The organism is Sphingopyxis sp. (assembly GCF_016463645.1).
GTDB lineage: Bacteria > Pseudomonadota > Alphaproteobacteria > Sphingomonadales > Sphingomonadaceae > Sphingopyxis.
The window spans coordinates 146,182-161,599 of the sequence record NZ_JAEMQX010000002.1; the positions used below are offsets into that span (position 1 = coordinate 146,182).

At 64.7% G+C, this 15,418-nt stretch carries 8 protein-coding genes and 1 tRNA gene; 2 read left to right on the forward strand and 7 right to left on the reverse strand.

Annotated elements, in window-relative coordinates; translation table 11 throughout:
- Nucleotides 1-44: 44 nt before the first annotated feature.
- On the reverse strand, nucleotides 45-2,969 hold the full coding sequence (locus JHC57_RS01485; protein WP_294028036.1) for a TonB-dependent receptor: 2,925 nt from the start codon (nucleotides 2,967-2,969) through the stop codon (nucleotides 45-47).
- Nucleotides 2,970-3,465: 496 nt separating this feature from the next.
- On the opposite strand from JHC57_RS01485, the gene JHC57_RS01490 reads away from it, so the two are divergent.
- Entirely contained in the window at nucleotides 3,466-5,799 is a 2,334-nt protein-coding gene (locus JHC57_RS01490) for an exo 1,3/1,4-beta-D-glucan glucohydrolase (RefSeq protein ID WP_294028038.1), read from the forward strand.
- A gap of 254 nt (nucleotides 5,800-6,053) precedes the next feature.
- Here the strand turns inward: JHC57_RS01490 and JHC57_RS01495 are convergent, their stop codons facing one another.
- The 5 genes from JHC57_RS01495 to JHC57_RS01515 form a co-directional block, all read right to left on the reverse strand.
- Nucleotides 6,054-6,251 carry a hypothetical protein gene (locus tag JHC57_RS01495; RefSeq protein WP_294028039.1) on the reverse strand — a complete coding sequence of 66 codons (198 nt, stop codon included), beginning with the start codon at nucleotides 6,249-6,251 and terminating at the stop codon, nucleotides 6,054-6,056.
- Between the two features lie 30 nt (nucleotides 6,252-6,281).
- A complete protein-coding gene (locus JHC57_RS01500) occupies nucleotides 6,282-7,118 on the reverse strand; it encodes a hypothetical protein (protein WP_294028041.1) in 837 nt (278 codons plus the stop codon).
- Between the two features lie 27 nt (nucleotides 7,119-7,145).
- Nucleotides 7,146-11,657: an autotransporter domain-containing protein gene (locus JHC57_RS01505; protein ID WP_294028043.1), complete on the reverse strand. Its 4,512-nt coding sequence runs from the start codon at nucleotides 11,655-11,657 to the stop codon at nucleotides 7,146-7,148.
- A 174-nt stretch (nucleotides 11,658-11,831) separates the two neighbouring features.
- Complete coding sequence (locus JHC57_RS01510; RefSeq protein WP_294028045.1) at nucleotides 11,832-13,550, reverse strand: ATP-binding protein; 1,719 nt, start codon at nucleotides 13,548-13,550, stop codon at nucleotides 11,832-11,834.
- Entirely contained in the window at nucleotides 13,547-14,236 is a 690-nt protein-coding gene (locus JHC57_RS01515) for a response regulator transcription factor (protein WP_294028047.1), read from the reverse strand. Before JHC57_RS01515 ends, JHC57_RS01510 begins: the two co-directional genes overlap by 4 nt.
- A gap of 188 nt (nucleotides 14,237-14,424) precedes the next feature.
- On the opposite strand from JHC57_RS01515, the gene JHC57_RS01520 reads away from it, so the two are divergent.
- Nucleotides 14,425-15,087, forward strand: a complete 663-nt coding sequence (locus JHC57_RS01520; protein WP_294028049.1) for an HXXEE domain-containing protein — start codon at nucleotides 14,425-14,427, stop codon at nucleotides 15,085-15,087.
- A gap of 250 nt (nucleotides 15,088-15,337) precedes the next feature.
- On the opposite strand, the gene JHC57_RS01525 is transcribed toward JHC57_RS01520, so the two are convergent.
- Nucleotides 15,338-15,414: transfer RNA gene (locus JHC57_RS01525), tRNA-Arg, on the reverse strand.
- Nucleotides 15,415-15,418 lie beyond the last annotated feature (4 nt).

A 15,418-nucleotide genomic window follows, 5' to 3' on the forward strand; every position in this document is an offset into this window, starting at 1 on the left:
GCCCTCACGAGAAGAGCCGCTGCCATTATTCGGGGGACGTGGAATCAGAAGTTGAATTTCACCCCGCCGTAGATCCGCCGCGAACCCGATTCATAGCGGAAGGGCAGTTCGGGAAATTGCAGATAGACGCTGGTGTCGGCCTTGGTGATGTTGATCGCCTCTGCGAAGACCTCGAAATTGTCGGTGATCTTGTAACTGATCTGGCCATCGAGCTGACCATAGGATTTCTGGTAGATGCCCAGCGTGCGTGTCGTCGTGCCGTCGGCGAAACCGAAGTTCCCGAGATATTGCTTCGAGCGCCAGCTGTACGAGGCGCGCGCGGCAAATCCATATTTCTCGAAATAGATTTGCCCGTTTGCCGAATGTTTCGACACGCCGGGCAAGGGCAGATTGTCGGTGAAGTCGGTGCTGAAATCGGTGCTGGTGTCCGAGAAAGTATAGTTGGCGGTAAAGCCCAGCCCGAAGTCGAGCGCATATTGTGCCGCGAGTTCGAACCCCTTCACCCGGCCGCCCGATCCGTTCGCCGGCTGCGATACGGGCCCGAGCCGGCCGCCGGCCTGGTCGTTCACGAAAACGGCGACGGTTTCGTTGACGATGAAACTGTCGACCTCCTTCCAGAACAGCCCGGCGGAAAGCAGCCCCTGATTTCCGAAATAATGCTCGAAACCGAGATCGAACTGATAGGCGCGGAACGGATCGAGTTCGGCGTTCCCGCGGCTGCCGTTGGTGAATTTGAACAGATCGTCCGCGGGGTCGCGGGTAAATTGGGTGGCGAAACCCTGTCCAAGCGAAACAAGCGGCTGGCGGGCGACGACCCGCGCCGCCGAGAAGCGGACCTTGTCGCCTTCGCTGAGGTTGAAGACGGCATTCACACTCGGCAGAAAGTCGGTGTAGCGCCGGACGACCCGGTCGGTGGTGAAGTCGCGCAGCACCCCGTTCCAGCTGTCGGTTCCCCAATAGCTGGGATCGGCGCTGGCCGGCTGGTTCTGGTCGACGGTCAGGCTGGTGTTGACGACGCGAAGCCCGACATTGACATGATAGGGATCGTCGAGCCCGCCCAGGTCGGCCATGACATAGCCCGACTTCGTCTCCTCCTTGACCCGATAGGTCTGCAAGGGATCGGCAAAGAAGCTGAACGGCGTGTCGGGATAGAGCGACTGGATCCATTGCAGGGCATTGGTCATCTGCGACCGGTCGGCGACAAGCACGGTATCGCCCGCGACATGCCCACCGCCCGCGAAATTGGTGATCGCCTCGACCCGCTCGGGATTGCTCGTCAGCGTCTGATAGGGCGTAATCAAGGCCGGCGAATTGCCGAAACGGGTGCATCCGGCAAAGGCCGCGGGCTTGTTCGCCTCGGGCAGATCGCAAATCTTGTAGCCGATCGCCCCGTCCTGAAAATAGCCGTAGGGCGTCCAGTTGTACGAGAAACCGGGCACGCGCTCGGCCTCGGGAATCGTGGTCGCATCGAGTTCGCCCTTGCTGCTGTAATCGGCAAGATAGCGGCCCGAGGTGAAATCGACCGTGCGCTGACCATAGCGGAAACCCGCGCTCAGCGTGATCGTGTTGGTGTCGCTGTCGTCGACGTCATAACCGAAGTCGGCGCGGATCGAATGCCCCTTGATGTCGGAGCGGTCGCCAAAGGCCCAGTGCGACTTGAAGAAGCCATAGGCCGGATTGCTGAACAGGTCCTGCGGGCTGCCCGGCGCGATGCCGAAACTCGGGAAGTCGCCGTTCCTGTATGTGAAATCGAACGTCGCCGGCGCGGCCGGATTGGGGATGAAACCCGGCTGCGGTCCCGAGGTGCCGGGGCCGCGGACGCCATAGGCGGTGAAACGCACATCGTTGTTCGCCACTTCGCGGCCCATCTTCGACGAGGAATAATCGGCCATGACCGACGCGCGGAAATTGGCGTCGTTGTCCCACTCTATCCCGAACTGAAGGTTGTCGGACTTGATCTTCGAGACGTCGACGAACGAAATAACCTCGGCCGATTGCGCACGCACGGTTCCGTCGGTCAGCACGCCATTGTCGTTGATATTGTAGCTGCCCACCATACCCTGCGATTCGCCCTGCCCGAACGGGAATTTTACCGAAGCCTCGCGCGTGTCGATCTTCAGGTCCGAATGGAAATATTGCGCGCTGACCTCGAGTTCGTCGGTCGGTCTGAAATTGACCCCGAGCGAGGCGCCCCAGCGCCGGCGATATTGGTCGCGGTCGGTGATATAGCGGTATTCGGGAGCATAATAGTTGGTCGGGACGGTCGCGGTGTCGCGGCGCCCCTCGTCAAAGGCCCAGTTGCCGCGATTGTCGCCGCCCAGGACATTGACGTGATTGTTCGTCCGCTCATAGCTGAACGATGCGATGATCCCGAGGCGGTCGTTGAAATTATAGCCCAGCACCGCCGCGCCGGCGGGTTCCCAGCCGCCGATTTCGCTACCCTTGCTCATCTTGAAGTTGCCGGCGGCGGTCAGGCCGTCCTGCAAGTCGAGCGGATTGCGGGTCTTCAGATTGACGATGCCGCCCAGACCGCCTTCGAGGAGCGAGGCATTGGGTGACTTGAATACCTCGATGCCGCCGATCAGTTCGGACGGAACGCCCTCCAGACTGTCGTTGCGGTTATAATTCCCCTCGCCGACCTTGTAGACTTCGAGCCCGCTGACGAAAAGTTCGCCGTTCAGCAGCGTCACATTCTGCTCGAGGCCGCGAATCCGGACCTTCGACCCTTGCCCGTTTTCGCGGTCGATCTGAATTCCGGGAAGGCGTTGCAGCGATTCGGCCACATTCTGGTCGGGGAATTTCCCGATATCCTCGGCCGTCACCGACTCGATGATCAGGTTCGAATCGCGCTTGGCATTCAGCGCATTTTCCAATGACGCGCGAAAACCGGTTACGACGATTTCGGCTTCGGTGCCCTCGTCGGCAGCCGGTCCGGACTGCGCGGACGCCGGCGATGCGGCCAGTCCCATGGCCAAGACCGATGCCGCCGCAAACAACATGCTCCGGTGGCGCAAAGTCCCGCTGATCATATCCATCCCTCCCAAACCGCATCTTGGTGTGCGGACAATGAAATCCTGGTCGCGCGGGGACCGACTCGCCGAAGCCGACAAGCAGACTCGAAGGACGATCGCCCCGTGCCCCATTTTTGTTGCATAATCCTGTCAACGTTGTCAAACAAACTTTCGAAATTGCAGAAATCTGAGCCGATTCATGTCAAGGTTGACATAATCAATTCGCTAAAATTCTGGCAAAAGAGCCACGTCCGGAGAGGAATTTATGCTTCTTAAAACAATGCTTTATATTGCCGGCATTTCCGCAACCGCCGTTACCTCGGCGGCGTTGCAAGCTGCGCCTGCCCCGGACACTCCAGCGAGCACGGTTCATCCCGAGAAATGGCCCGAAGTTGCTTACCCGCAAGTCTTGACCACGAGCGGCGAGGCCCGTGTCCGGGCGCTCCTGGCCCGCATGTCGGTGGAGCAGAAGGTTGGCCAGATCATCCAGGCCGACATCGGCAGCGTGACGCCCCGGGATGTGCGCGAATATCATCTGGGTTCGGTCCTCAACGGCGGAAACTCGGGGCCCGGCGGCAACGACCTCGCTCCCGCGCGCGACTGGCTCGCATTGGCCGACGCCTTTTACGCGGCGTCGATGGAGAGCACGCCGGCAATCCCCATCATGTGGGGCACCGACGCCGTGCACGGGCATAGCAATATCGTCGGCGCCACCCTGTTTCCCCACAATGTCGGCCTGGGCGCCGCGCGCGATCCCGGACTGATCGAGCGTATCGGCCGGATCACGGCGATCGAAATTCGCGTCACCGGCCAGGAATGGACGTTCGCGCCGACGGTGACCGTTCCGCAGGATTATCGCTGGGGGCGTGCCTATGAAGGCTATTCGTCGGACCCCGCGCTCGTCGCTTCCTATGTCGGAAGCATGATCCGCGGGCTGCAGGGACCGCCATCGACCGCGCCCCTTCTCGCGGGACCGCATGTCGCCGCGAGCACCAAGCATTTCCTCGCCGACGGCGCCACCGTGGACGGCAAGGACCAGGGCGACGCGACGGTGTCCGAACTCGAACTGCGCCTCGTCCACGGCGCGCCCTATATTCCCGCGATGGAAAATGGCGTCGCCACCGTCATGACCAGCTTCTCGAGTTGGCAGGGCGCGAAGATCTCCGGGAACAAGGGGCTGGTCACCGACATTTTGAAAGACCGGATGAACTTCGGGGGGTTCGTCGTCACCGACTGGAATGCCCATGGCCAGGTCGCCGGCTGCAGCAACGCCAGCTGCCCCGTTGCCGCCAACGCCGGGATCGACATGTTCATGGCGCCCGACAGTTGGCGCGCCCTTTACGCAAGCACGCTGACCCAGGTGAAGGATGGCACGATCCCGATGGCGAGGCTCGACGACGCCGTGCTGCGCGTCCTGCGCGTCAAGCAGCGTCTGGGCCTGTTCGATGCGGGCAAACCATCCGCGCGCGCCTATTCGGGCCGCTACGAGCTGCTCGGCGCGCCCGGGCACCGGGCCGTCGCCCGCGAAGCGGTTCGCAAATCGCTCGTCCTTCTGAAAAACACGGGCGTGCTGCCGCTCAGGCCGCAGGCGCATATTCTCGTCGCCGGCGATGGCGCCGACGACATCGCCCGCCAGTCGGGCGGCTGGACGCTGAGCTGGCAGGGCACGGGGCTCGACAACAGCAATTTCCCCGGCGCGACCTCGCTATGGCGCGGCATCAAGCAAAATGTCGCCGCAGCGGGGGGCAGCGCCGAACTGGCCCCCGATGGCGACTATAAAAAGCGCCCCGATGCAGCGATCGTCGTCTTCGGCGAAACCCCCTATGCCGAATTCCAGGGCGATATTCCCTCGCTCCAGCTGCGCCCCGAACTGCGCCGTCCGTTCGCGACGATGCGCAAGCTGAAAGCCGCGGGGATTCCGGTGGTCGCGGTCATGATCACCGGCCGGCCGCTCTTCGTCAATGAGGCGCTGAACGAGGCCGACGCCTTCGTAACGGCCTGGCTCCCGGGATCCGAAGGCGGCGGCGTCGCCGACCTGCTGTTCGCCCGCAAGAACGGCAGCGCGGCCTTCGACTTTCAGGGGCGCCTCCCGACAGCCTGGCCGGCAACGGCCGGACACGATGGACCGACGCTGTTTCCTTTCGGCTATGGCCTGACCTATGCCGACGGACCGCAACCGTGGAAAATGCTTTCGCAAGACAGCCAGGTCGCCGACGATGGCAGCGGCGGCGGTGTCTATTTCGACAAGGGGCGGGCTGCCGCGTCCTGGTCGCTGACCGTGTCAGAAGCCGACGGCGGCGACCCGCTGCGCGTGACGACGGTTCCCGCCACCGGCCTGTCGGGACGGGCGACCGTCACCGCGGTCGATCACACCGTCCAGGAAAGCGCACGACAATTCGTCATCGCCGCCGGCCCGGACGGCGCCGCGGTCGAGATCAACGCTCAGAATGCCGTCGACCTGTCGCGAGAGACCAACGGCGACGTCATGCTGCTTGCAACCTTGCGTCTCGATGCGGCGCCGTCGGCGCCCGTTTCCATGTCGGTTCGCTGCGACGGCGCGGATTGCGGCCGTCCGCTTCATCTCCCCGAACTTGCAGCCCTGCCACTTGGCCAGTGGCGCGTGCTGGGGGTACCGCTCAAATGTTTCGCAGCGGCGGGCGCCGACACGACGCGCATCACCGCCCCATTTCGGGTGAGCACCGATGGCAGCCTGAATATCAGCCTGTCACGGGTCGCCTTGGGCAGCGGCATGGAAGCCGATGTCATCGCAAAATGCGAACCGGACTGACAATATTTCAGTTAGCCTCCCGGTTGTCAGGTCCAGCGCCCGCTCAAAGGGGCGGATAATCAATGCGAACGCGGCAACGGACAGCATCCCCGTACAGATCGGTCCCTCACACCAGCGTTGCGGCCTGTCGCCGAATCCGGCCCCATGGAGACCATCCGCTTCGCGGCCCGATCTTTGAGAAGCCGCCGGTTGGCTGATCGGTTTCACGCTCGCCAGCCTTGATCCGGGTCTCGTCAACGGTTGCTGAAACTTCGCTATCCACCGCTGCCCCTTGACCTTCCGATCGCCCGCCCGACAGCCCAGCCAACAACGAGACCCGACGCCATTACGATATATCGCACGAACGTGCTGGCTTCGAAGGCGAACAGGAACGCCACCACCGCGGCAATCAGAATGCCGATTGCCATGCCGGCAAGTGCATATTTGTCTTCAGTCGATCGTTTCTCCGCCATTTTCATCTCCTGATATTGTACCGGACGGGCCTATGTGCCGCCCGCATCCTTTCGAGCTTCACTTTCTCCTCTGGTGATCGCCTCGCGAAATCCTCCTCCAACCTCCCGCCCCGCCTCCGGGGCAAGCCCGCATCGCGACGCGAGCGTCAGCACGCCCCGGTCCAGCGCGGCACCAACTCGTTGATAATGATTTCCGGCGGTTTCCGACCGGTCGATGGTTTCGGTGAAAGGCTCGATAAAACCCTCGCCGCCCGGACAATCGATCGCGTCGACCGTCAGGAGGCCCGCCTCCGCCATATCGCCGGGCATGTCGTAACGGACGGAAAGGACGTGGTTGCGACGAACGATCGTGCGCCCCGGCGGCTCATGGAGATAGTCGAGATGCCACGCCCAATGCTCCGGGATCGGGCGGCCGGCCGCCCATGCTTCCAGCTGCCCCGCCGCGGCAGAAAAACCCGCGAGGGCATCGTCCGAGCGGACGGGGGGTGCCTTGCAATAGTCGTCAAACGACGCGTCGAGCGTCCGCACGAGTTCGCTGATCGCGGCCATATCCGTCGCCTGGTTTCCGCCGGGAAAGACGGAGTCGACATAGCTTACCCCGCCATCGGCATCGGTGGCCGTCCCGCATGCGGGGCGCTGGACGCTGATTTCGCGTTCCCGACCGGCCTTGATCTCATATTCGATGCGCAGCCGCGGCGTCGCACGCGACATCCTGTATATATGGGGCGGCGACGGATTTTCGGGATCCTGTTCGGTATCGAACGCCTCCAGTTTCCAGCCGGCTACCGTTTCCTGCCGAAAGTCTCCGTCTGCCGCAGTCGATCCGGGCAGGAGCGCCGCCGCCGCTATGAACCACCATCCCGGCATGGCCGATATCCTCCTCCGGTTCCTGTCCTAGAAACGCAGCGTCGCCGAAAGGCGGGCGCCGTGCCGGTCGCCACGGTCGCTGAAGGCGCCGACATAGTCGGCCCCGATCGTCAGCGGCGCGGCCGGCCTCCACGCCAGTCCGGCCGTGACCGTCGCCGCGTCGCGGGCGAGCGGCGCCGCGGCGACCGCGAAAGCCTCACCGCCCGCCGCAAAACGCAGTGTGGACGTCACCGGCATGGCTCGAAGCCCATGATCCCACGACAGGCGGGCCCGCGCCGCCACCGGTGCCTGCTCGCCGCCGACTCCGGCCTCCATCCCGATCGACGACCAGGCATGGGAGCGGTCGCCATTCTGGCCTTCCAGTGCCAGGGTGCCACCCCGTTCGGCAAAATCGTCGGTGCTGAACCACAGGCCGGTCAGCCCCGCAAAGGGTTCGATCCGGATGCCGCCCAATGCCAGCGTCATGCCCAATTCGCCCCACGCCTGCGTCGCCGAACCGTCATAGGATGCCGTCATCCGTCCCCCCGCTCCCGCGATGTCCACATCGCGCCGCGTGTCGATATCAAGATTGGTGTGGCCAATACCCGCGCGGAGTCGCCATCGACCCAGCTTGGCGTGACCGTAAAGCGCACCGAACAGGCCGTTCACGCCCGCGCTCGATGCCCGATCGCGCACTGTCACGTCGAGCGTCGAGCCCCCGCCGGCCAGGCCAAGGGTGACATGATCGCCCACGCCGAGTTCGGCGCCGACGAGCAGCCGATAGCCGGACGCCTCGCCGGGCGCCGCATTGCCGTCGCCCTTGCGGTCCGTCCAGTTGCCGGTGGCCTGTCCCCACAGCGCAAAGGCGCCCGCGGGCGGGTCATCACGCGCGACGAGCGCTTGCCGCAATTCCTCCGTATCCGTCATCGCATGCGCCAGCACGGCCGGATGAATCTCGCCCGAAAGCGCATCGAAGGTCGCCCGCGCCTCGTCGAGACTGGTGCCAATCAGATGGTCATGCACCGCCGTACCCGTCCCGAAGATGCCATCGATGACCTGTCCCGCCGCGATCTGGTTCGGCGTGATGGCTGCGCCTGCAAAACTCAGATCGTTGCGCATCAGCTCCAGACTCACGGCATTCGCGCTGTAGGTCAGCGACGGCAGAAGGAAGGCGAGATTCGAGGTCACATTCGCAAAGCGACCTTCCACCCCGCCGCCCGCGGTCAATATTTCGTAGCGGGTGGAGGGCCGATAGTCCCCGTCTGCGGCAAGCACCGACACTGTCCCGCCGTGAAGCGCGACCGCTCCGGCCACGTCGACCCCGTCCGCCATACCCGCCGCATCCACCTCGACCTCGAAGACCGATCCCGCCTCGAACGACAGCGGGCCGTCCACCCGCAGCGTGCCGATCGAATTGCCCGGGGCGAGGGTCGCACCGGCACCGACCGTCACGGCTCCGACACGCCCCGTTCCGCCCAATATGCCGCCGCTCGACAGATCCACCGCCGAGTTGAAAACACCGTTGACCGACAACCGTCCGGCTTGCACCCGCGCCGGCCCCGCAAGGCCTCCCGAGCCGGCGAGGATGAGGGTTCCCGCACCCGCCTTGGTGAGCCCGCCGGCGCCCGACATCGCCCCCGACAAGGTCAGCACCCTGCCGGCCGAGACGTCGATCGTGCCGTTGTCGACATCGACATCGCGGCTCGACCCGAAGCTACCCGTGATCGCGAGTCTACCCCCGGCAAGGGTGATCTCGCCCCCTGCGTCGCCCAGATTGGCGTCGCCCGAAACCGACAGCGTGCCGCTTTCGATACGCACATTCCCCGCAAAGCCGTTCGTACCGGCGAGGATCAGCGTGCCCTCGTCGGTCTTGACGATACCGCCCGAACCGGTGATCGGCGCGGCGATCCGGGCAATCATCGCCGCGCCGGCCGCGGTGCCGTCGCCGACCCGGATGACGGTGGCCGGGGCGGCGATGATCAACGCGTCGCCCTCCAGCGCATAACCGTCGCCGGCGAACTGGAGTCCGGCGACCTCGACCGCACCGCCGCCGTCATCGAGTTGCGGGGCTCCGCCTTCACCCATGAACACGAGAAACTGTCCGGCCGCGAGCGGGACAGCATGGTTCGCGGTATCGGTGAAGCCCGCCTCGCCGATACGGATCGTTCCCCCTCCGCCCTGCCAGAAGGAGAAGGGATCGGGGTCATCGGGGCCGCTGCCGCCGCCGCTGTTCCTGACGAGCAGATTGACCTGGTTGGCGATGGCGGTCTGCAGGGTCAGATCACCGGCCTGATAGCCATTCGGGGTTATGCCGATGCCGAGGCCGTTGTCGGTCAGCGTGCCCATATGGTCGATCAACCGATAGAGACCGGCTCCGAACCCGTCTGCGCTGGTGATATTGAGTTGACCGTCCAGCACCACATCGCCGTCCACCCTGAACAGTCCCGCGTCGGATGGAGAACCGAGGGCAATGTCCAATATGGAGGCCCGCTCCATGACCAGGCTGCCCATGGTCAGGGTCGCGCCCGACGCGCCCCTCAACATCCCGCCGGTTTCCACCGTCACGGCCCCGGCGATGGTTCCGGTTCCCGACAGTCTGCCACCGCCCTTCACCGCGACGCCGCCGATGTCGCTACCGATCGCGCCGGTCACCCGCAGTTCGCCGCCCTCGACGACCGTTACCCCGCTGTAGCTGCTGTTCCCCGCGAGAATGGTGGTGCCGGCAAGCTGCCGGACCACGCCCTCGCCGGTTATCGCCGCGTCGAAGACATAGTCGTCGCGAGCATGGTTGAATACCAGCGTGCCCAGCGTGCCGAGCGTAACGACTGGCGTGTCGAGGACGCCCGGGTTGCGTATGAAGCCATCCTGCACGCCGCCGATCTCGATCGTACCTATACCGCCGCGGGTGCCGGCATGGACGCCTGCGGCCTCCGCAAGGCCGCCGTTTGCAAGGGTCAGCTTGCCGAAGCCTGAGCCGACGGCGGCACCGGCGCAGGGCGTGCCGGCGGGTGGATTGACGGGCGCGGGCGCGCAGGCCGCCACATGGATCTGGCCGCTGTTCGTCCAGATCGAACCCGGCCCTACGATATTCACCGTGCCGCTGGCCGTGGCGTTGGTGTTCCGGCTGTAACCGAGATAGGCGTCGGCGCCACTGGTGACGCGACCGCCATTCTCGATGTTCAGTGTTCCGGCGCCGGCATTCCATGTGCTGCTGTTGATGACCTGCGCGCCGATGAAGAGGTCGCCGTCGTTCGTCCAGCGCGAACCGTCGCCTCTGACCGTGACTGTGCCGGTGGCGCCGCTGCGGTTGCCGATGTAGCCGTTGGTATTGGAAACATGACCGCCATGGGAAATGGTCAGGGTGCCGGTGGCGGAAACAATCGTGCCGAACCGGGACAGGAAGCCGTTCGCGTTGAGGCGGCCGCTCTGCGCCGCGATATGCAGGTCGCCGAGGTTCGCCCAGGTCGAGTTCGTCCCCGTCACCGTGACCGAACCGGCCGCGCCCAGCCCCCTGTTGTCGCCGGGCGTGTCGTTCCAGCCGTAACCGACATAGGCGTCGGCGTTCCGGACAAGGCCGCCGCCCTCGATGTTCAGTTCGCCCCGGCCGCCCCCCGACGGGCCGAAACCCATCTCGGCACCGATCCACACATCGCCGCCGTTCGTCCAGTTCGATCCCTCGCCTCTGACCGTGACGATGCCCTCGGCGCCCGCAAGATTGCCTACATAGGCCCCGTCGCCGAGTGATGCCGCTCGTGTGGAATAGCTGTTGATGACGGTGCCGCCGTCCGAAATGGTCAGCGTTCCCGTCCCTCCATAGCCGAGGATGCTGCGCCTTTCGCCGCCGATACCGAGCGTGTCGTCGATCGACCAGAGGGAGCCCGGTCCCGCCACGGTAACGGAGCCGGCGGAGGCGTTGTTCAGGCTGATGCCGATATTGCTCAGCCTTTCGGAATAGACTGCGCCGCCGTTCAGGATATTCAGCGTCCCCGTGCCGGCAATTCCATTCGCGTAATTGCCGAGACTTGCGCCGATCTGGAGGCTGTTCGTGTACAGTACCGATTTCTCGCCATCGATGGTCGCCCGCCCTGCACTGTCGATGAGGCTGCCGATGTAGCTGGAATCGTCGCCGCCGGAGAGATCTGCGCCGGCGAGTACCTGGCCCCCGTTCACGATGTCCAGCGCGCCGGAGTTGATCCGAATGTAGGAGCCGGCGTCCCAGATCGCGGAGCCCGCGCTGAGGGGGATTTTCGGCCTGGCGTCGATCAATGCCGATCCAACGGCGGTGGCGTTCCCTATTACGCCCCCCTCGCTGGTCACAGAGCCCTGATCCTCGACCACCAATGGGCCGAGCATGACGAGAACGTCACCGACGTTCCAGCAACATTCCTCCCCCTCCGGCAGGGTTTTCCCCTCGGAGAAGACCTGCGCCTGCGCCGGGGCGGCCGACAGGACCGTGAGCAGTCCGGCCAGCGCCGTTGAACCAAGAAGGTCGCGAAAGGAATTGGCGGACCTGAACCAGACGCGTTGCGAACGGACACCGCCGGATATCCCTGTCGTCATATCTGCCTCCCGTTCACAGCCAGCCGCGCGGCGCCGGGCGGCCCCGTCTTCCGCCACCCGCGACACCTTTTATGTTCTCCGGGAATCAGAGCCCCCGACCGCTTTCGATCGACGGGCCAGCGGCATCAATCCCGCGTTCCGGGGGGTGATCCGGCAAACGCCTGATAAAAGGCTCTATTGTTTTGACGTGGAGGGAAGAGGGACGCTCAGGACGAGGCGGGTTCCCCGCCCCGGCTCGCTTTCGATGAGAAGCCTCCCCCCCATCTGCCCGGCCCGACGATGCATGTTGGCGAGGCCTCGGCCCTCGCCGGGCGAGCCGTTCGCCCGGGCGGGTTCGAACCCGACGCCATCATCCGACAGCATGATTGCGATCGCATCGCTGCCGGCCGCTTCCGCGGCCAGTTCGATCCGCGACGCATCGGCATGGCGCAGCGCGTTGGCGATCCCTTCCTGCAACAGGCGATACAGGCTGAGCAACTGCCGCGCATCGATCCCGGGGGCCGGAATCGGAAGCGCACACCGCCAGTCGAAGGCAATCCCCGAACGCGACAGCCGCGCCGCCATCCGCTCATGGAACATCGCCAGCGCCTCATCGATCGGTTCGTTGCCCGCGTCGATCGCGCTTGCGATGTTGCGCAGATCGTCGACGGCGAGTTGCAGTTCCTGCTCGATCCCGTCCTGACCAAGCCGACGCGCACGCACCTCGAGCAACAGGTGAGTCAGCATTCCGCCTACGCCGTCGTGCATGTCGCGCAACAGCCGCTGGCGTTCGGCGTCGATCGCGATCCGCCTTTCCTGGTGTCGCAGCAGGCTCGACGATCGCAGAAGATGGGCATCCTGTTCGAGAACCTGCCGCTCGAGATCGCTGCGCGCTTCGTCGGCTTCCTGATTGAGCCGCCGCCCCTGGATCGCAAGTTCGAACAGAAGGCCGAACATCACCAGTGGCGCGGCCAGCACCGACGCCTTGAGTAGCGGGTGGAACAGAAGATCATAGGCGGCCGAGACCAGCACGACGAGGAGTAACGCCAATATCCTCATCGCCGATCCCGGAGCCGCACGCCCTAGGCGCTGAAGCGCCACGAACCCGTAACCTAGCAACAGAGTGAGCGCTGCAGCGTCAAGAATTGCCGCGACACCCGCGATGTTGCGTCCCGTGAGCGAGGCGCCGATCAAGACGACAAAGGCGATAGCGCAGCAGACTCCGGCGGCCTGTGCTTCGCGTCCGTGCCAACCGGCAAAGGCGTTCATCGTCCATGCCATGGTCATCAGCATCGGATATTCGACGCCGTAGCGTAGCGGTGGATACCAGATCGATGAAAGCTCCACCGCGCCGAACACCGTGAGCCAGATGTCGGCGCTCAAGAGCAGCAGGAACAGGCCGGCGATCGCCTGAAGCCATGAAAAGCGGCTGATCGGCAGCAGCGTCAGCAGCGCCGTCCCCAGCACGAACGCCACGGCAATCGCCAGCCATGCGATGTCGCTGCGCTGGATACGTTCCCGCAACGCTGCCCCGTTCACGCGATCGAGCGGTCCGACATAGACGGCTCCGCCTGCACCGCACGGATCGGCGACGCAGGCAAGCGTCCAGCCGTCCGCCGCGCCGCCTGAACCGGACGGGGAGATCAGCGCCGCACGCGTCGGATGGAGCAGCACTGGTTGCCAGCCCGGCACGCGTAATATCGCCGGATGCGAAAGTCCGGGGGCCCAGGCGCCGGCCGGCCCGTCAATCGCGGTGCTTGCCGCCACGGCCGGTTGCAGGCGATATTCGCTGAGCCCCGCCACCGGGTCGAGCCCCTCGACGATCAGCGCATGACCGCTCCAGAACAGCAGTTGCGCCCCGAAAATGATCATGAGCGCGCGGCGCCATCCCCATTGGCGGAAGGTCACGGTCATGGCCGCAGCAATCCGCTCCGGAAGGCGCGGACCATCGCTTCTCCCCGGCTGCTCACCCCGAGCTTGCGGTAGATCGACTTGACGTGATCCCCCACCGTGTGCGGCGACAGCGACAGCGCTTCCGCCGCCCGCCTGTTGCTATAGCCGCGCGCCAGAAGTTGAAGCAGTTCAATCTCTCGCGGCGACAGGGGCGCCTCGTCTCCTTCGTCCTTCGCATGCATGGGCTGTTCGCGCAGATAACGCAGCACATAGGCCGCGATGCTGGGTGACAGCGGAGCGCCTCCGGTCACCGCGTCGGCCGCCTGGCGGCCGATGTCCAGGCTCCCCATGTCTTTCAGGAGATAGCCGTCCGCGCCTGCGAGTACCGCCGCGAGCACGGTCTCGCGGTCCCCCAGAACCGAGAGGACCAGAATCTTGGGTTCCCTGCCTCCGCGCGTACGGATCTCCCCGATCAGGTCGATGCCATTGCCGTCCGGAAGCCCGAGGTCGAGAATGAAAAGATCGACATCGCGGTCGAGAAACGCGCGCGCATCCGCCAGCGTCGCCGCCGTGGCAAGCAGCGACAGGCGCGAGTGGGCTTCCACGCCGTGCGCGACATGTGCGGTGACCCGGGGATCATCCTCGACAATGACGACGTTTGCTTGCACGCCCCAAGCCACCTCGCGCAAATAAGTGGCGCTCATCATCCTTCAGCTCGTCAGGGAGAGCAATCCCCCGGTTCGCGGGATCGGTTACAATGCCCGGAACTTCGCATGGAAATGCGCAGGGCATGGTTGCCGGCACGTCGAAGGTAGCCTCCGTGTGAAGCGATCTGTATCCTCCGGTTCTGATGGGATTCTCGCTTCTCTGGCCTTGGATAGGGCTCGGCCTGGCCGTGATATTGCTACTGGGGCTGACCATCGGCGATCTGCGGGTCGATCGCGCCGTGCCGCGCACGCGCGACATGGTGTGGCTGGCCTGGGCGGCCGCTGCTACCTATCTGCTCCATCAGTTCGAAGAGCATGGCATCGACGCGCGGGGGGTGCCCTATGCCTTCCGCGGCGTGCTTTGCATGCGCTTCGGATTCGCCGATCCGACCGCGTGCCCGATTCCGGAATCCTTCATCACCGCGGTGAATATTCCCGTCGTATGGCTCGCAGGTCCTATCGCCGCCCTGTTGGGGCGCCGCTATCCGGCCATCGCGCTGAGCTATTTCAGTGTGCCGGCGGTCAATGCCCTCGCGCACATTGGTCCGGCGCTCGGGTCCGGCAATTACAACCCCGGCCTGCTGACAGCCGTGCTGCTGTTCCTGCCGCTGTCGCTTTGGACTTTGGGTATTGCGCTGCGCAGACCGGACCTCGGATGGCGAATGGCAGGCGCCACCATCGTCGGCGGCATCCTGCTGCATGCGGTACTGATACTCAGCCTTCGAGCCTGGCTGACGGGCTCGATCGGCGAAAACATTCTCGTCGCTATCCAGATCATCAATCCGGCGATCCCCATGGTGCTCGTTGCCGTCCTGATGCGGCGGCGCCGCTCCCCGCTTCATGCCGAATGATGCGCTCTTTCCTTCAATCCCCTCCGGCGGTTGCTCCTTGAAGAGCGGCCGTGGACGCAGGAGCGGCTTCGCGACCTCTTGTTCAGCCGGGAACCCCGCGCTTCCCCGATATCATGTCCCCGGCATCATCGGCCGCTTGGAAGTCGGCAAACAGGACATACGGATCGCGGGAACCACGAAAGCGCCCGAACATGCGGTGGGACGCGTCGAGGAGAAACCGCATTTCCCGGTGCCCATCATCGAACGGGAATGGTGCACCCGACAGGATTCGAACCTGTGGCCCCCAGATTAGGAATCTGATGCTCTATCCTGCTGAGCTACGGGTGCGCCG